The organism is Anaerostipes sp. PC18 (assembly GCF_039789045.1).
GTDB classification, from domain to species: Bacteria; Bacillota; Clostridia; order Lachnospirales; family Lachnospiraceae; genus Anaerostipes; species Anaerostipes hominis.
Genome location: NZ_CP121164.1, coordinates 2150462 through 2168237, shown reverse-complemented (window position 1 = coordinate 2168237; position 17776 = coordinate 2150462). Strand labels below are relative to the sequence as shown.

Here is a 17776-nt window from a genome sequence, read left to right as displayed (position 1 = left end):
GAAGGAGAAATATATATGAACGTTATTGTAAAATTTGCGTCAGGATTTATGGGATTATTTGACACTGGGGCCCAGACTTTTATCGGCTGGGTATCAGGAATTGTACCGAAGGTATTACTGTTACTTATTTTAATGAATACCATCATCGCACTGGTCGGACAGGACAGGATCAACAAATTTGCGAAAGTGTGCTCTAAAAATGTTATTTTGGCTTACGGGGTGCTGCCATTTATCGCAGCCTTCATGTTAGGTAACCCTATGGCGCTTTCCATGGGTAAATTCCTGCCGGAACGCCAGAAACCAAGCTACTATGCTTCAGCAGCTTATCACTGCCATACAAACAGCGGTATTTTCCCTCATATCAATCCGGGTGAAATCTTCATCTACATGGGAATTGCGGCTGGAATCCAGAAACTCGGTTTAAACGAAACAGACCTTGCACTGAGGTACCTGTTAGTCGGTCTTGTCATGAACTTCTTTGCCGGATGGGTGACAGACTTTACGACAAAGATCGTTATGAAACAGCAGGGAATCGAACTGAGCAACGAGATTAAGTTAGAGGATCAATAAAGAGAGAAAAGGAGGATTCATCATGGCAGAATACAGAGCAATTAAAATTGAAAAAGGAAGCGGCGGATTCGGCGGACCTTTAACCGTAAAACCAGAAGAAGGAAAAGACGTTTTATTATTCATCACCGGAGGAGGAGCAGAACCTGATATCGTTCAGAAGATCGTAGACCTTACCGGATGCCGTGCAGTAAACGGATTTAAGACAACCGTGCCGGAAAAGGAAATTTTCCTTGTAATCATCGACTGCGGAGGAACTCTTCGCTGCGGTATTTACCCTCAGAAAAGAATTCCTACCATCAATGTAAACCCGGTTGGAAAATCCGGACCGATGGCGAAGTACATCACAGAAGACATCTATGTATCCGGTGTCGGCATGAACCAGATCAGCGCAGCAGACGGGTCTGCGGCTCCGATCAGATCAGAGGCGCCTAAGACAGAAGAGAGAGAATTCAAATACAGTGCAGACAAGAAAGTTTCAGAGCAGATGGGCGGAAACGGCGGAAAGAAATCCAGCTTCATCCAGAAGATCGGTATGGGTGCAGGTAAAGTCGTAGCGACATTCAACGCGGCTGCGAAAGAATCCGTAAACACCGTATTACATACGATTCTCCCGTTCATGGGGTTCGTGTCACTGCTGATCGGTATTATCCAGGGCTCCGGTTTCGGTAACTGGTTTGCACAGATGTTAAAGCCACTTTGCGGAAATATCGTGGGACTTGTGATCCTTGGACTGATCTGTTCTATCCCGTTCCTGTCCTGTCTGTTAGGACCTGGAGCCGTTATTGCTCAGATCATCGGTACTCTGATCGGTGTGGAAATCGGAAAAGGAAACATTGCACCTGGACTTGCACTGCCGGCACTGTTTGCCATCAACACACAGTGTGCCTGTGACTTCATCCCGGTAGGCCTGGGACTTGCGGAAGCAGATCCGGAAACAGTTGAAGTCGGTGTGCCTTCTGTGCTATACTCAAGGTTCATAATAGGTGTGCCGCGTGTGCTCGTAGCATTCGTAGCAAGTATTGGATTATACAAATAATTCAGCTTTAGCAGGAAAGGAAGAAGAACATGATTTATCAGACAACGATCAAAGGAATGGGAGATCAGGTAGAAGCATTTGTTGGAGAGGGAATCTTCGTAACATTTGGGGACAACGCTCCGGATACTTTAAAAGATTTCTGCTATTCCGTAGAGGTGACTCCGGTTCAGGGAGAGATCAAACCGGGCAATAAGCTCGTGATCGACGGACAGGAATACAAGATTACCATGGTTGGAGATGTTGCCAGAGAAAACCTGAACAACTTGGGACACGTGACATACTCATTCAACGGAAGCGGAGAATGCCTTCCGGGAAGCATCTGTGTAGAGAAAACAGATGTGCCGACATTAAAAGTTGGAAGCACAATTTCTATTACAGAATAAATATTATTTTTCATAACAATGGACAATGGGGGACGGAAGCCCGGGTGAGGCATCCGTCCCTCTTGTTTTTTTTCAAATTATTTAGTAAAATAGGGAAAGGTATACCCGGACTGTCAAGAAAGGTACGGGAATGGCCTTTATAGATATGGGACTTCCAAATAACGGGAAAGTGAGAGAGTATGTTGTTTATAATTTTAACTGCGGCCGTAATATTGGGGACGGCTGTATGTTTTGCGAGTATGAATGAAAATCAAAACCTGTCGTTGGAAGAATATACGGTTGTTTCTGCAAAACTGCCGGAGGAATTTGACGGCTATAAAATCGTGTTCTTGACGGATCTGCACTGCAACGAATTTGACTACCAGAATAAGGCATTGATTGACATGATTGACGGATGCAGCCCGGATGCCGTTTTTGTGGGCGGGGATATGCTCGTGAGCAGGGTGGACTCGTCTTATGAAGTCGCGCTGGATCTGATGAGAGAACTCTCCCGGAGATACCGTATCTATTATGCTGACGGGAACCATGAACTGAGGCTCAAAAGAAATGAAGAAGTTTACGGAGTGGCCTATAAAGAATATGTCCACCAGCTCAAAGAATGCGGAGTCGTTCATCTGTCCAATGAAAGTATCATGGTAGACAGCGGAATTTCTGCCATCTGCCTGACAGCTTTTGATATGGAAGAAAAACAGTACCGCAAGTTCCATCCTGCACCGCCTTCGTCGGAGGAAATGACCGATACGCTCGGAGATGCAGATCCGGAATTTTTTCAGGTGCTCCTGGCCCACAATCCAAACTACTTCAGACAGTATTCCAAGTGGGGGTGTGATCTGGTCTTGTCAGGACATTTTCACGGAGGCATGGTCAGGCTTCCGAAGGTAGGAGGCGTGATATCTCCTCAGTTTCAGCTGTTTCCAAAGTATGATGCGGGAGAATACCAGATCGGCACATCGATCATGATATTAAGCCGCGGACTGGGCAACCATTCTATTAAGATCAGGCTGTTTAACAAGCCTGAGGTATCGTGTATTACATTAAAGAAAAAGTAGGACATTGAGTATGGCAGCGATTGATATAAAATTAAATGTTTATGAGGGGCCTTTGGATCTTTTGCTCCATTTGATTGAGAAAAACAAAGTGGATATCTATGATATCCCCATTTCTGAGATCACAGAGCAATACCTCGCCTATATCCGTGAGATGGAGGAGGAAGACCTGGATGTGATGAGTGATTTTCTTGTGATGGCGGCGACACTGCTCAGGATCAAAGCCAAAATGCTTCTTCCGGCCAAAGAAGATGATGAGGAGGAAGGAGATCCAAGGGAGGAATTGGTTTTAAGACTTCTGGAGTACAAAATATATAAGTACGCGTCCAGAGAACTGAAAGCGAGGGAGTACGAGGCGGAGAAGACATTCTTTAAAGAACGGGCCGTTCCGGAAGAGGTGCTCAGATACCGCCGTCCGGTTGACGTCCGGGAGATCAGCAGGGATGTCACTATGGAAGACCTGAACAGGATTTTTGAATTTGTCATGCGCAAGAGGGAAGATAAGATCGATCCCATCAGGAGTAAGTTTGGAGAGATCAAACAGGAGGAAGTCCGGCTGGAAGATAAGATGGAAGAAGTGGAATATCTGATATCTTCCAGGAGACGCTTGTCGTTCAGACAGCTGCTGGAAGGACAGATGACCAAAGAACAGGTTGTGGTCACGTTTCTTTCAATTCTGGAACTGATGAAGGTTGGAAAGATACGGGCTGTCCAGGAAAAGATCGGACAGGAAATTATGATTGAGGTGTTAGAGAGGCATGAGACAGAAGCAGGCAATGATTGAGGCAATTTTATTCTCCATGGGAGAGAGCGTCTCGAAGAAACAGCTGATGACGGCTCTGGATATCCCGGAGGATTTATTTTTTTACTTAATTGATCAGTTAAAAAGAAAATACAACAGAAAAGACAGCGGGATCAGGCTCCTTGAGCTGGACGGTTCTTACCAGCTGTGTACCAGGCCGGAATACTATGATCAATTAATTAAAATTGTAAACCAGCCGAAAAAACCGAAGCTTACCGATGTCATGATGGAAACATTATCTATCATCGCATATAAGCAGCCGGTGACAAAACAAGAGATAGAAGCCATCCGAGGGGTCAAATGCGACCATCCGGTAAATAAGTTATTAGAGTATAACTTAATCCAGGAGGCCGGGCGTTTAGACGCTGTCGGACGACCGATATTATTCAGAACGACGGAAGAATTCTTGCGCTGTTTTGGAGTGGAATCCATAAAAGAGCTTCCTGAAATCGATCAGGATAAGGTAGAGGACTTTAAACAAGAAGCTCAGGAGGAAGTAAAATATGCATTAGAGGAACTGGAACAAAATTAAGGGAGGACAGCATATGGGAAAAATTACAGGAAACCAGCTTTTGGTAAAGGCATTAAAAGAAGAAGGCGTAGATACCGTCTTTGGGTATCCGGGGGCCTGCGTCATTGATATTTTTGACGAGTTATACAAAGATGACACGATCGACGTGATCCTTCCGAGACATGAACAGGGACTGATCCATGCGGCAGACGGGTATGCCAGGGCTACCGGAAAAGTGGGCGTCTGTCTTGCTACCAGCGGCCCCGGTGCGACTAATCTGGTGACGGGAATCGCCACGGCGAATTATGACAGTGTACCGCTTGTGTGCTTCACCGGACAGGTGGCGCTTCCGCTGATCGGAAATGACACGTTCCAGGAAGTAGATATCGTGGGAGTGACAAGGAATGTCGCCAAATTTGTGATCGTTGTCAGGAACAGGGCAGATCTGGGCCGTATCATCAAAGAAGCTTTTTATATCGCAAGGACCGGAAAACCGGGGCCGGTGCTGATCGATCTTCCAAAGGATGTGATGGGCACCTTCGGCAGCGAGGAGTATCCGGACAGCGTCAATATCAGAGGATATAAACCAAATACGAAAGTACACCACGGACAGGTGATGAGAGCCATGAAAGCTCTTCATAAGTCCAAGAAGCCGCTGTTTCTTATCGGTGGAGGAACAAAGATTGCCGGAGCCCACAAAGAGATGACAAGGCTTGCGGAAATACTGAAGGTACCTGTGGTGTCCACGATTATGGGTCGCGGAGTACTGCCTACAGACCATCCGCTCTATTTTGGCAACATCGGCATGCACGGAAATTTTGCTGCAAATGAAGCCATTGCCAACTGTGATGTCCTGTTTTCCATCGGAACGAGATTCAATGACCGGATCACAGGAAAACTTGGTACGTTTGCGTCCAAGGCAAAGATCATACATATTGATATCGACACGGCGGCCATTTCTAAAAATGTAACCGTGGATATCCCAATCGTTGCAGATGCAAAGGAAGCCATTTTAGATATTCTGGAACTGGCACAGAAAGAACCGGCTCTTAATGTGGAGCGCTGGATCTCTATGATGGAGAGCTGGCAGAAATCCCATCCGATCAAGATGGAGGGTGCCAAAGGAAATCTGACTCCTCAGATGATCATAGAGGCCATCAATAAAGATTTCAAAGAACCGATCGTTGTCACAGATGTAGGGCAGAATCAGATGTGGGCGACACAGTATGTGGAGCTCCACGGAAACCGCCAGCTGCTCACCTCGGGAGGTCTGGGCACTATGGGCTACGGATTCCCGGCGGCCTTGGGTGCATGTATCGGAAATCCCGGAAGGGAAGTGGTATGCATCAGCGGAGACGGCGGAGCCCAGATGAACATCCAGGAGATGGCGACGGCAGTAGTGCAGGAGCTTCCTGTGGTATTCTGTATTTTTAACAACGGATATCTGGGCATGGTGAGACAATGGCAGGATCTCTTCTATAATAGAAGGTTCGCAAGTACATGTCTGAAATATAGAAAGAGCTGCAAAGGTAACTGTACGCCGGAGAACCATCCGTGCCCTCCGTATACACCGGATTTTGTGAAACTTGCGGAAAGCTACGGAGCTCAGGGGATCCGTGTGACCAAGCCGGAAGAGATTGATGCAGCATTTGAGAAGGCAAAAGAAAAGACCGACGGACCGACATTGATAGAATTCATTATTGACAGTGAGCAGCTGGTATTCCCGATGATGAAGACAGGCGGTTCCATCAACGAAATGATTATGGATCGATAGTCCAGCGGTGATATGTCAAGTATAAATTGAAACTTTTTTGCAGACTTTTTCATATCATATGCTGAAAAAAGGGTAACTTTAACAAGCCCTGCGATATCTGCTTTTGGAAGCAGGGCATTCATCAGCAGGAATAGAATTCTATTCCGCTGCTCGATATAGACGATTGTCTTTCAGCAGTCGAAAGACCAACCGCACAAATTTACGGGCAGTTAATGCGAGTGCACGTTTGTGTTGATGCCTGTTCACTTCCTTGTACTTGGAGTGATAGAAGCTGCTGTACTCCGTGTCGCATCTCACGAGAGACAAAGCACCTTCACACAGGTAATACTTTAAAAAGCGGTTGCCGGAGCGGATGAGTTTTGTATTCTCCGCCTCGAAGTCACCGGATTGATTCTGAGTCCAGGCAAGTCCTGCATATTTGCCAAGCTGCGCTTGACCTGGGAAACGGTTGATATCTCCGATTTCAGCCATGATGCCGGCTGAGATGACCGGCCCAATGCCGGGGATGGATATCAATACATTTGGCAGGAGTTCCATTTGTGCTTCGATAGCTTTATTGAACTCTTTGATCTGAGCATCCAGCGCCTTTATCGAGGTTATGGATATAGAAAGCACCTGATTTATGGAGTCATTCACCGTCTTGGGTAAACGGTAGGAACTCCTGGCAGCTTTCTGGATGGCTTTGGCTACGGCATCGGGATTGGGAAAGCGGTTCTTTCCTTTTTCCATAATGAAGTCCGTAAGTTCTTGTAAGTCCATCGCCGCCAATGCTTCTGCGGATTCAAACTCTTCGTAGACAGCTAAGGCAGTAGTGCTGAAGGTATCGGAAAATACCTTCTCCTGCGTCATAGTAGAATACTTCTTGAACAGGACATTGATGAATCGCTGTTTTTCTTTTACGAGGTTCTGTACGGCGAAGAAACGAGCCCTTGTAAGGTTCTGAAGGGCTTTATAGCGGTAATCTCCCAGATAGACCTCTTTGTTGATTCTACCAAAGCGCAGGCAGTCAGCAATGACAAAGGAGTCCATATAATCATTCTTTGGCAGGTCGTTATAGGCTTCCTTGAAGTTCTTTACCTGCTTGGGATTGAGGACATGGATCTTCCTGTTAAACGGAGCCAGAGAGGCATCTTCCCTCAGGAAATATACGAGATTGTCTCCATAGACAGATGTAGCTTCAAGACCTATGACGACTGTATCGAGGGAACGGGAAGTGACTGCGGAAAGAATCCGTTTTACCATCTGGGATGAGCCATCCTGAGAGTTTGCAACAGAGAAACAGCTATGTTTCGCACCATCAGGGAGCATTAGATAAATGACATTGGATTTGCTGCTGACATCAATACCGACGTAAAGTGGGTTCATGATATCACCTTCTTTCTATGTTGTATTTGAGTGTTCAATCGGCTTGGTAAAACCCATGATCACGGAGCATCAACACCCTCGCATATAAGAATCCGGTCTGAGATGGGCTGATGCGAACCACACTGCTAAATGGCAGTCCATGTACTCAGACAAACAGCCAGCTGGTTTGAAGCTAACTTCCATGTCAGGGGAACAGACTATCTTTGAAGCAACCATTTTTGGTTCAACAGGAGGTAACAGAACTATTACCTGATTGACACTAGGGAACAATTATACCATGGGCTTTACTAAGCCTATTGAACAATTTTTATTCAGTTATCAAGGTACATTTAATGTATCTAAAAGATATTATACGAGGAGGTTTTTCTATGGAAAAAAGATGGTTATCCTTATATGTTGAAAACCGTGTGGGAGTGCTGGCGAGGATTGCGGGTCTGTTCTCAGGAAAATCCTACAATCTGCAGAGCCTCACGGTGGGAACGACAGAAGATGAGACGGTGTCCAGAATGACGATAAGCGTAGAAAGCGATGACGCCACCTTTGAGCAGATTAAAAAACAGCTGAACCGCAGCGTGGAAGTTATCAAAGTCATGGATTACACAAACATGTCTATCCGCATGAAAGAGATCATGTTTATCAAGGTGAAAGGCTGTACCCAGAAGGACAGAAATGAAGTGTTTCAGATGGCGCAGGTATTCAAATTTCGTGTGAAGGATATGGGGAAAGACAGTATTTTGATCGAATCTGTACGGACAGAAGCGAAGAACAACTCTATATTAAAAGTTTTTAAGAAAAGGTTTTCCAGTATTGAGGTGGTGCGGGGCGGAAGTGTCGCGATCGACTCCATCAGTATGCAGGACAGATAATTGAGTTTTTTATTACTATTTCTGTCACGCTTTGAAATGTATTCCTACAATAGTGATAAAAAACTGCCTCTGGATGTTTCCTTCCGTTGGTGGGAAACTTCTTCGACAAATACTATATGTGATTTAAAGGCTCAGGAGCAAACAGGCTCCCGAGCCTTTTTCTGAATGATTGTTTTGTGAAAAAACTGTGAACTTTTATTGGAGGAGTTGACATATTGAAAGATAATTGTTATATTACACATAGAACAAATAAACAACATATAACAGTGCGGGTATTCCCGTACAGGAGATAGAATAGGAGGAATGACTTATGTTGATGCCAAGTATTTTTGGAGAAAATGTTTTTGACGGATGGATGGACCGGGCGTTTAAAAATGCATTTCCTGCTGACCGTTTTGGCTTTGGAGATTTTGAACGCGGCATGAAGACAGATATCAAAGATACAGAAGACGGATATGAATTAAGTATGGAACTTCCTGGTTTCAGCAAGGAGGATATTTCCGCCCAGCTGAAAGACGGTTATCTGACCATCAGTGCGGCAAAGAACGAAGCAAAAGATGAGAAAGACAAAGAGGGCAACTATATCCGGAAAGAGCGTTACTCCGGACAGTGCAGCAGAAGCTTCTATGTCGGAAAAGAACTGAAACAGGAGGATATCAAGGCGAAGTTTGACAACGGCGAACTGGTGCTGAGATTTCCAAAGGCCGAGGAAAGAAAAGAAGTTCCGGCAGAGGAATACATTTCAATAGAGGGATAACGATAAAAGATTTGACCGGGGTGTTTAAAAGGTACCCCGGTCAAATCTTTTATTCCTCAGGCATTCGGGAATCATAACTTTTCCTGTGCCTGTCCTGAAAGGCAGCCGTGAAATTTTAAAAGAATTGAGGTATAAAGTAAATCTGCCCGAGTTTAAAGAACTTATCGCGGCAGACTTCTCTGATCTGGCTCAGGGCTGTATGATTTACAGTGAGTTTATTGAAAAAATGTTACAGACGGCAGAGGAACAGCTCGATTATCTCGGGATTGCCCTGTGCGGACCCAAAAAGATGGTGAACAAATTAACTGGTAGCCTGCCTCTTTTAAGATAAAAAATGAAGGAAAAAGAGACAGGCACAGATGCTTATGATAAGCCTTCATCATGAAGACAGTGTATATTGTTAATTTTATGACGATTTTATGTTGATTTTAAGGGATACAATGTCTAAAAATATATGAAATTTTTCTAAATAAAAAAACGAACATATGGATGTATTTAAAAAAGTACAATCTATACTGTATACAAAAGACTAAAACAAATGGCTTAAATACGCAGTTTTTAAGATGATATGAAGCCTGGATTAAAGCCTGAAAAAAATTAGTAATTGAAATGAAAAAGTGATTGTGATACTATTAACATATCGGCGGGAAACTGCCAAACACTATATAACACAGAATTATTATGGAGGAATTGATATGTCAAGAAAAGTAGTTATTGCAAGTGCTTGTCGAACAGCAGTAGGTAAGATGGGCGGAGCATTGAGCACGACTCCGGCTGCTGACTTAGGATCAATCGTTATCAAAGAAGCGCTGAACAGAGCGAATGTTAAGCCAGAGCAGGTAGATGAAGTATACATGGGATGTGTTATCCAGGCTGGTTTAGGACAGAATGTTGCTCGTCAGGCATCCATCAAGGCAGGTCTTCCGATCGAAGTTCCGGCAACAACGATCAACGTTGTGTGCGGTTCCGGACTGAAGGCGGTAAACATGGCTGCAGACATGATCAGAAGCGGTGACGCTGACGTTGTCGTAGCAGGCGGATGTGAGAACATGTCAATGGCTCCATATGTATTAGATCAGGCACGTTTCGGATACCGTATGAACAACGGCGTATTAAAAGATGCTATGGTTAATGATGCATTATGGTGTGCATTTAATGACTACCACATGGGTATGACAGCAGAGAACATCTGTGACCAGTGGGGACTTACCCGTGAAGAATTAGATGAGTTTGCAGCAGCGAGCCAGCAGAAGGCAGTTGCAGCTCAGGAAGCCGGAAAATTCGACGAAGAGATCGTACCGGTAGAAGTAAAAAAGAAAAAAGAAACCATTATCGTAAACAAAGATGAAGGTCCTCGTCCGGGAACAACAGCAGAAGGAATCTCAGGATTAAGACCAGCGTTCAAACAGGGCGGAATGGTGACAGCTGCTAACTCTTCAGGAATCAATGACGGTGCAGCAGCAGTTGTAGTTATGAGTGAAGAAAAAGCAAAAGAATTAGGCGTTACCCCGATGGCTACATGGATTGCCGGAGCACTCGGCGGTGTAGATCCTAAGATCATGGGTATCGGACCAGTTGCTTCTACAAGAAAAGTTATGGAAAGAACAGGAATGAGCATTGATGACTTCGACCTGATCGAAGCAAATGAAGCATTTGCAGCTCAGTCTGTAGCAGTAGGAAAAGACTTAGGATTCGACTTAAGCAAATTAAATGTAAACGGCGGAGCGATTGCCATCGGACATCCGGTTGGAGCTTCAGGATGCCGTATCTTGGTTACTCTGCTTCATGCAATGAAAGACAGGGGAGCTAAGAAAGGTCTTGCAACACTTTGCATCGGCGGCGGTATGGGATGCTCTACCATCGTTGAAATGGACTAATTTAATTTGAAAGGAGATTGAATCCATGGAATTCATCACATATGAAACAGAAGGTTTTGTAGGTATCCTCACCATCAACCGTCCAAAAGCATTAAATGCATTAAACAGCCAGGTGCTCGGCGAGATTGAGGAAGCACTGGATGCTGTTGATCTGGAAAATACAAGAGCCTTGATCCTTACCGGAGCAGGAGATAAATCCTTTGTGGCCGGAGCTGACATCGCTGAGATGAGTACATTGACAAAAGCAGAAGGAGAAGCCTTCGGTAAGAAGGGAAATGACGTGTTCCGCAAGTTAGAGACATTCCCTATTCCGACCATCGCCGCAGTGAACGGATTTGCACTGGGAGGAGGATGTGAAATCTCCATGAGCTGTGATATCCGCCTTTGTGCTGAAAACGCAGTATTCGGCCAGCCGGAAGTAGGTCTTGGAATTACTCCTGGATTTGGAGGAACTCAGAGGCTTGCCCGTCTTGTAGGCGCTGGAAAAGCAAAAGAAATGATTTATACTGCTTTCAATATCAAAGCAGATGAGGCATACAGGATCGGACTTGTAAATGCTGTATATCCGCAGGCAGATCTCTTGGATGCAGCAAAGAAGATGGCTGCGAAGATCGCTAAGAATGCTCCTATTGCAGTCCGCGCTTCAAAGAAAGCCATCAATGAAGGACTGGATGTGGACATGGATCAGGCCATTGTCGTGGAAGAAAAAGCATTCGGAAGCTGCTTCGAGAGTGAAGACCAGAGAGCAGGCATGGAAGCATTCTTAAACAAGACGAAAGTCGACGGATTCAAAAATAAATAATCAGTGTCAGGCAACAATTAGAGTTTAAATACAGGAGGAATCATAATGAAAGTTGGAGTTATCGGTGCTGGAACAATGGGCAGCGGAATTGCTCAGGCATTTGCGCAGACAGAAGGCTATGAAGTTTACCTTTGCGATATCAATGAAGAATTCGCAGCAAACGGAAAAGCAAGAATCGCAAAAGGATTCGAAAAAAGAGTAGCAAAAGGTAAGATGGATCAGGAAAAAGCTGACGCCATTTTAGCTAAAATCACAACTGGTGTGAAAGACATCTGCACTGACTGTGACCTTGTTGTGGAAGCAGCGATTGAAAACATGGAGATCAAAAAGCAGACTTTCAAAGAATTACAGGATATCTGCAAACCGGAAGCAATCTTCGCTACCAATACATCTTCCCTTTCTATTACTGAAATCGGAGCAGGACTTGACCGTCCGATGATCGGTATGCATTTCTTCAATCCGGCTCCGGTTATGAAGCTTGTTGAAGTTATCGCAGGAATCAATACTCCTCAGGAAACGGTTGACAGAATTATCGAGATCTCTAAAGATATTGGAAAGACACCGGTTCAGGTAGAAGAAGCAGCTGGATTTGTTGTTAACAGAATCCTCATCCCTATGATCAACGAAGCAATCGGAATCTATGCAGACGGAGTAGCATCTGTAGAAGGTATTGATACAGCCATGAAATTAGGAGCTAACCACCCGATGGGACCGTTAGCATTGGGTGACCTGATCGGATTAGACGTTTGCCTTGCTATCATGGAAGTGCTTTACAATGAGTTTGGAGATACCAAGTATCGTCCGCATCCATTGCTGAGAAAGATGGTACGCGGCGGTATGTTAGGCCAGAAGACCGGCAAAGGATTCTACGATTATAGTAAATAATTAAATGGAGGAATAAGAAATGGATTTCGCATTAAGTAAGAAACACGAAATGGCAAGAACTCTGTTCAAAGAGTTCGCCGAAAATGAAGTAAAGCCTCTTGCACAGGACGTGGATGAAACAGAACAGTTCCCAAAAGAAACTGTTCAGAAGATGGCTGAGAATGGTTTTCTTGGTATCCCGATTCCGAAAGAGTACGGCGGACAGGGCTGTGATCCTCTGACATACGTTATGTGTGTAGAAGAATTATCAAAAGTCTGCGGTACCACAGGCGTTATCGTATCTGCACATACATCTCTGTGCTGTGATCCAATCCAGACTTACGGTACAGAAGAACAGAAGAAAAAATACCTTCCTGATCTTGCATCTGGTAAGAAATTAGGTGCATTCGGCCTGACTGAACCGGGAGCTGGTACCGACGCTCAGGGACAGCAGACTAAGGCTGTCTTAGACGGTAACGAGTGGGTATTAAACGGTTCTAAATGCTTCATCACAAATGGTAAAGAAGCAGACGTTTACATCGTGATCGCTGTTACAGGAATCATTGAAAAACGCGGAAGAAAATTAAAAGAGATCTCTGCATTCATCGTAGATAAGGGAACTCCAGGATTCTCCTTTGGAACAAAGGAAAAGAAAATGGGTATCCGCGGATCTTCCACTTATGAACTGATCTTCGAAGACTGCCGCATTCCAAAAGAAAACTTATTAGGAAAACAGGGCAAAGGATTCGGAATCGCAATGCATACTCTTGACGGCGGACGTATCGGTATCGCTTCCCAGGCTCTTGGACTGGCAGAAGGTGCATTAGAAGCAACCATCGAATATGTAAAAGAAAGAAAACAGTTCGGACGTACGATCGGACAGTTCCAGAACACACAGTTCCAGTTAGCTGATATGGCGACTAAGGTGGAAGCTGCAAAACTGTTAGTTTATAAAGCGGCAATGGCAAAAGCTACACAGAAAGTATATAGTGTGGAAGCAGCTATGGCGAAGTTATATGCAGCAGAAGTGGCAATGGAAGTGACAACAAAGGCTGTTCAGTTACACGGTGGTTACGGATATATCAGAGAATACGATGTAGAACGTATGATGCGCGATGCTAAGATCACAGAGATCTACGAAGGAACATCTGAAGTTCAGCGTATGGTCATTTCTGGAAATCTGTTAAAATAAGGGAGGTACTTTACTGTGAAAATCGTTGTATGTGTAAAACAGGTACCAGATACTAAGGGCGGAGTTAAATTTAACCCGGATGGTACTTTGGATAGAGGTGCAATGCTGACCATCATGAATCCAGATGATAAAGCTGGATTGGAAGCGGCATTAAAATTAAAAGATGAATATGATGCAGAAGTTACTGTTCTTACGATGGGACTTCCGAAAGCAGATGAAGTTTTACGTGAGGCTATGGCTATGGGAGCAGACAAGGGAGTCCTTGTCACAGACAGAGTTCTCGGAGGAGCAGATACATGGGCTACCTCTACAACGCTTGCAGGTGCGATCAGAAATCTTGACTACGACCTGATCATCACAGGACGTCAGGCAATCGATGGAGATACCGCACAGGTAGGTCCTCAGATTTCAGAACATCTGGATATTCCAGTTATTTCTTACGCTCAGGATATCAAAATCGACGGAGACAATGTTGTTGTTGAACGTCAGTATGAAGACAGATATCATGTTGTAAAGGCAAAAATGCCTTGCCTGATCACAGCACTTTCTGAATTAAACGAGCCGCGTTACATGACACCGGGCGGAATCTTTGATGCATACGATGCAGAAGTGACTGTTTGGGGAAGAAAAGACTTAAAAGATGTCGATGATGCAAACATCGGACTTGCCGGATCACCTACAAAGATTGCGAAAGCATCTGATAAGGTTCGTAAAGGTGCAGGGGAAAAGGTAACCCTTGATCCGGAAGAATCCGTAGCATATATCATGGACAAATTGAAAGAAAAACATGTAATCTAATTTAAAAAGGAAAAGTGGTGAATAAAATGGGTTTAGAAGAATATAAAGGAGTTTATGTCTTTGCACAGCAGGTGGACAATGAATTAAGCGGCATCGCTTTTGAATTACTTGGAAAAGCCAAAGACCTTGCAAAAGATTTAGATACAGATGTTACAGCTGTTTTAATTGGATCTGAAGTGAAAGACCTTGCAGATGAACTTGCAGCTTACGGTGCGGACAAGGTGATCGTAGTTGATGATCCTGAACTGAAAGAATACAGAACAGAGCCTTATACACATGCACTTGCATCTGTGATCAATGAATACAAACCAGAAATCATGTTAGTTGGTGCGACAGCAATCGGTAGAGACTTAGGACCTCGTGTGTCTGCGAGAGTTGCAACTGGTCTTACTGCTGACTGTACAGTCCTTGAAATCGGTGATTTCCCATTAGTAGCAATTCCGGGAAAAGAGCAGAAACATAACCAGTTACTGATGACACGTCCTGCGTTCGGCGGAAATACGATCGCTACCATTGCATGCCCGGATAACCGTCCTCAGATGGCTACAGTACGTCCTGGTGTTATGCAGGCGATTGACAAGATCGAAGGAGCAAAAGCGGAAGTGATTGAATTCAATCCTGGATTTACTCCGGACAATAAATATGTTGAGATCATGGAAGTTGTAAAATCTGTGACTGACGTTGTGGATATCATGGATGCAAACATCCTTGTATCCGGCGGACGTGGAGTCGGAAGCCCTGAAAACTTCAAGATCTTAGAAGATTTAGCAGAAGTTTTAGGTGGAGAAGTGAGCTGTTCCCGTGCGGTAGTAGACGCAGGATGGAAGCCTAGAGATATCCAGGTTGGACAGACTGGTAAGACTGTACGCCCAAATGTATACTTTGCAATTGGTATCTCAGGAGCAATCCAGCACGTGGCAGGTATGGAAGAGGCTGACATTATCGTTGCAATCAACAAAGATGACACAGCACCGATTTTCGATGTAGCAGACTATGGAATCGTTGGAGATTTAAATAAGATCGTTCCAATGCTGACAGAACAGTTAAAGACTGTAGTAAAATAATTATAAACATCAATAAAACTTATAAAAGAGGTTCTGCATCCGTGCAGGACCTCTTTTGCTACGGAAAGTTGCATAAAATACTCAGATGTAAACTATAGTTGCTTGCTGGAAAAAACTTTGATTGCTATACTTTAACCATCAAAACAGAGGAGGAACATAAAATGTTTTCTGCAAAATTAAAAGACCTGCGCAAGCAGGCAAAAATGTCTCAGGAGAAGATGGCTGAAAAGTGACTATATTTATGACAGCCGGTTGCCGCATGAGAGAAGCTCATGTGTAAGAAATAAGCAGGTTGCTTTTTTCGTACCAGAGATCAAGATGGTCACTGGCTTGTGTCTGTGAAATGAGGAGGCACATGATCATGAAGAAAGCAATCAAAAAAGTTCTGGTAAGTGCATTGGCAGTTTTGCTTGTTATCGGGTTCACAGCTCCGGCAGCAGAACCTGTGGCAGCAGCCAGCAATAAAGTAACGGTCAAAACAAGTACATCCAAGAAAGTTAAAACAAAGATATATAAATTAAAGAAAATAGTAAAACGTAAAAAGGTCACAACAAAAAAAGCAAAGAAAAAAACTGTCAAAACAACAACAATCATTAAAAAGGTTATCAAAACAACAAATTTTGCGCAGGCAGGAAATGCAAATATCAGTCAGTTAAAGGGCATCGTCGATGACAAAGTAATCAGCGAATTCAACAGAGTGGGTATGACCATCCAGACGAATCCGAATTCTTCTTTGCTGAAAGGGGCAGACGGCAGAAAAGAACAATTTTGCCGGCGACAACCGTGCATATGCAGTATCAAACAACAAAGAGTTTTTTACAGAGGTATTTAAAGAGTATTCTATGAACAGAGCTTCTTTAAAGAGCCACTGCCCGAGAGCTTATGAATATGTCAAAAATGTTCTTGCAGAAATGTAAGGTGAAGGGGTTATGGAGATCCGTCCGGAGTTGTCCGGACGGATTTTTTCTAGTATAATAGTTAAAGAAAATTTATTAGAAAGTAGGATAAACATGCAGATACAGAGAGACGATATTATCATCAGAAAAGGAATCATCCATATACTGGACAGCCATAACGGATACCTTGGCCTGTCCAATGACCTGCTGGATATGGGTCCGGACTTGATGGAGTTTATCAGAGGACACATTTTTAAAATACTGGAAAGCGATGACACAAAAAAATGCCAGTTTGACGGAAGTCTTTCACCGGTTTTAAGCCTTTTGGAATCGATGGATGAAAAGGAGGACGAAAGCTTTGTGGAAGCCAGCCGTGTACTGTCGGAAAGTCTTTTTGATATTATGTGCGACAGTGTGACGATTCCGGCGGCAGACCTGATCGTGGTCAGTTTCCAGCTTTACAGCGTCGTACATCTGGCGCTTCTGAAAATGAATTATAAGGAGACTTACATACATAAAGAGGAAGAAAACGAAGTCAACGACATTGTAAAGCAGCGGGTGATGCCTATGGACGGGGCAAAGCTTACAGAGGCCGTGATCGTGGATCTTCTGGAGTATAAGGTCCAGCTGGTGGAAAAGAAGTTTGAGATGCTGACAGGCGACAAGATTAACTATATTTCGGAGCGCTTTCTTCAGTGCCATGCGGACATGGCTCCCAAAAAGAAGTTCCAGATCTTAAACAAGGTGATCACAGACATCAATAACCGGTACGAGAATGAACCTCTTAGAAACCGACTGGATGCCAGGAGTAAGTTGAGAGAAGAATTCGCGGAAAAAAATGAGTTTCGGGTCAACGAGATCGGCGACAGGATCTTTGGAGACAGCACGGAGAAGAAACAGGAGTTTGATGACCGCATCGAGAGATATGACCTGCAGTATGATACCTTTACGGTGGCCAAAGAAAATACCGTGAAGAAGCTGGAATATCAGATTCTTGAGACCGACGCAGGGATCGAGATTAAGATTCCCATGGAAGAATATATCACAAAAGACAATGTGGAGATCCTGGAAGAACAGGGAGGAGGAAGCACAATCATCATTAAGAACATAGAACAGGTGAAGATAAAATAGTCCGCGATTTCTTGACAGACAGAAGAGAAAGGAATATAATAA

19 protein-coding genes are annotated in these 17776 nt (G+C 44.1%); 18 read left to right on the top strand and 1 reads right to left on the bottom strand.

Translation table 11 applies throughout. The features are described from left to right. The first annotated feature begins 15 nt into the window (after positions 1 to 15). The 7 genes from srlA (at position 16) to ilvB (ending at position 6122) form a co-directional block, all read left to right on the top strand. Positions 16 to 570 carry a glucitol/sorbitol-specific PTS transporter subunit IIC gene (srlA, locus tag P8F77_RS11840; RefSeq protein WP_009290547.1) on the top strand — a complete coding sequence of 185 codons (555 nt, stop codon included), beginning with the start codon at positions 16 to 18 and terminating at the stop codon, positions 568 to 570. A gap of 22 nt (positions 571 to 592) precedes the next feature. Further along, the gene (locus P8F77_RS11835; protein WP_006565779.1) at positions 593 to 1606 is read left to right on the top strand and encodes a glucitol/sorbitol-specific PTS transporter subunit IIBC; all 1014 of its coding nucleotides are present in this window, start codon (positions 593 to 595) and stop codon (positions 1604 to 1606) included. Between the two features lie 29 nt (positions 1607 to 1635). Continuing rightward, positions 1636 to 1989: a PTS glucitol/sorbitol transporter subunit IIA gene (locus tag P8F77_RS11830; protein ID WP_024727107.1), complete on the top strand. Its 354-nt coding sequence runs from the start codon at positions 1636 to 1638 to the stop codon at positions 1987 to 1989. A gap of 239 nt (positions 1990 to 2228) precedes the next feature. After that, complete coding sequence (locus P8F77_RS11825; RefSeq protein ID WP_347256139.1) at positions 2229 to 3038, top strand: metallophosphoesterase; 810 nt, start codon at positions 2229 to 2231, stop codon at positions 3036 to 3038. Between the two features lie 10 nt (positions 3039 to 3048). Beyond that, positions 3049 to 3819, top strand: a complete 771-nt coding sequence (locus tag P8F77_RS11820; protein ID WP_270433456.1) for a segregation/condensation protein A — start codon at positions 3049 to 3051, stop codon at positions 3817 to 3819. After that, positions 3794 to 4369, top strand: a complete 576-nt coding sequence (gene scpB, locus P8F77_RS11815; protein ID WP_287520448.1) for an SMC-Scp complex subunit ScpB — start codon at positions 3794 to 3796, stop codon at positions 4367 to 4369. Before P8F77_RS11820 ends, scpB begins: the two co-directional genes overlap by 26 nt. A 13-nt stretch (positions 4370 to 4382) precedes the next feature. After that, on the top strand, positions 4383 to 6122 hold the full coding sequence (ilvB, locus tag P8F77_RS11810; RefSeq protein ID WP_024727111.1) for a biosynthetic-type acetolactate synthase large subunit: 1740 nt from the start codon (positions 4383 to 4385) through the stop codon (positions 6120 to 6122). Positions 6123 to 6260: 138 nt separating this feature from the next. Here the strand turns inward: ilvB and P8F77_RS11805 are convergent, their stop codons facing one another. Beyond that, positions 6261 to 7487 carry an IS110 family transposase gene (locus P8F77_RS11805; protein WP_347256138.1) on the bottom strand — a complete coding sequence of 409 codons (1227 nt, stop codon included), beginning with the start codon at positions 7485 to 7487 and terminating at the stop codon, positions 6261 to 6263. 368 nt (positions 7488 to 7855) lie between these two features. Between P8F77_RS11805 and ilvN the strand changes: the two genes are divergently transcribed. The 11 genes from ilvN (at position 7856) to P8F77_RS11750 (ending at position 17734) form a co-directional block, all read left to right on the top strand. After that, on the top strand, positions 7856 to 8353 hold the full coding sequence (ilvN, locus tag P8F77_RS11800) for an acetolactate synthase small subunit (protein WP_006565772.1): 498 nt from the start codon (positions 7856 to 7858) through the stop codon (positions 8351 to 8353). Positions 8354 to 8663: 310 nt separating this feature from the next. Next, the gene (locus P8F77_RS11795; protein ID WP_024727112.1) at positions 8664 to 9110 is read left to right on the top strand and encodes an Hsp20/alpha crystallin family protein; all 447 of its coding nucleotides are present in this window, start codon (positions 8664 to 8666) and stop codon (positions 9108 to 9110) included. 85 nt (positions 9111 to 9195) lie between these two features. After that, positions 9196 to 9441 carry a DUF2000 family protein gene (locus tag P8F77_RS11790; RefSeq protein ID WP_024727113.1) on the top strand — a complete coding sequence of 82 codons (246 nt, stop codon included), beginning with the start codon at positions 9196 to 9198 and terminating at the stop codon, positions 9439 to 9441. Between the two features lie 364 nt (positions 9442 to 9805). After that, complete coding sequence (locus P8F77_RS11785; RefSeq protein ID WP_287519602.1) at positions 9806 to 10987, top strand: acetyl-CoA C-acetyltransferase; 1182 nt, start codon at positions 9806 to 9808, stop codon at positions 10985 to 10987. Between the two features lie 25 nt (positions 10988 to 11012). Beyond that, positions 11013 to 11789, top strand: a complete 777-nt coding sequence (locus P8F77_RS11780; protein WP_024727115.1) for an enoyl-CoA hydratase-related protein — start codon at positions 11013 to 11015, stop codon at positions 11787 to 11789. 45 nt (positions 11790 to 11834) lie between these two features. Beyond that, positions 11835 to 12674, top strand: a complete 840-nt coding sequence (locus tag P8F77_RS11775; protein ID WP_024727116.1) for a 3-hydroxybutyryl-CoA dehydrogenase — start codon at positions 11835 to 11837, stop codon at positions 12672 to 12674. A gap of 19 nt (positions 12675 to 12693) precedes the next feature. Then, positions 12694 to 13845: an acyl-CoA dehydrogenase gene (locus P8F77_RS11770; RefSeq protein WP_024727117.1), complete on the top strand. Its 1152-nt coding sequence runs from the start codon at positions 12694 to 12696 to the stop codon at positions 13843 to 13845. A gap of 15 nt (positions 13846 to 13860) precedes the next feature. Further along, entirely contained in the window at positions 13861 to 14643 is a 783-nt protein-coding gene (locus tag P8F77_RS11765; protein WP_006565763.1) for an electron transfer flavoprotein subunit beta/FixA family protein, read from the top strand. A 26-nt stretch (positions 14644 to 14669) separates the two neighbouring features. Further along, positions 14670 to 15707, top strand: a complete 1038-nt coding sequence (locus P8F77_RS11760; protein ID WP_024727118.1) for an electron transfer flavoprotein subunit alpha/FixB family protein — start codon at positions 14670 to 14672, stop codon at positions 15705 to 15707. 361 nt (positions 15708 to 16068) lie between these two features. Then, on the top strand, positions 16069 to 16539 hold the full coding sequence (locus tag P8F77_RS11755) for a hypothetical protein (RefSeq protein WP_235824639.1): 471 nt from the start codon (positions 16069 to 16071) through the stop codon (positions 16537 to 16539). Positions 16540 to 16717: 178 nt separating this feature from the next. Next, a complete protein-coding gene (locus P8F77_RS11750; protein ID WP_034549182.1) occupies positions 16718 to 17734 on the top strand; it encodes a nucleoid-associated protein in 1017 nt (338 codons plus the stop codon). Positions 17735 to 17776: the final 42 nt, after the last annotated feature.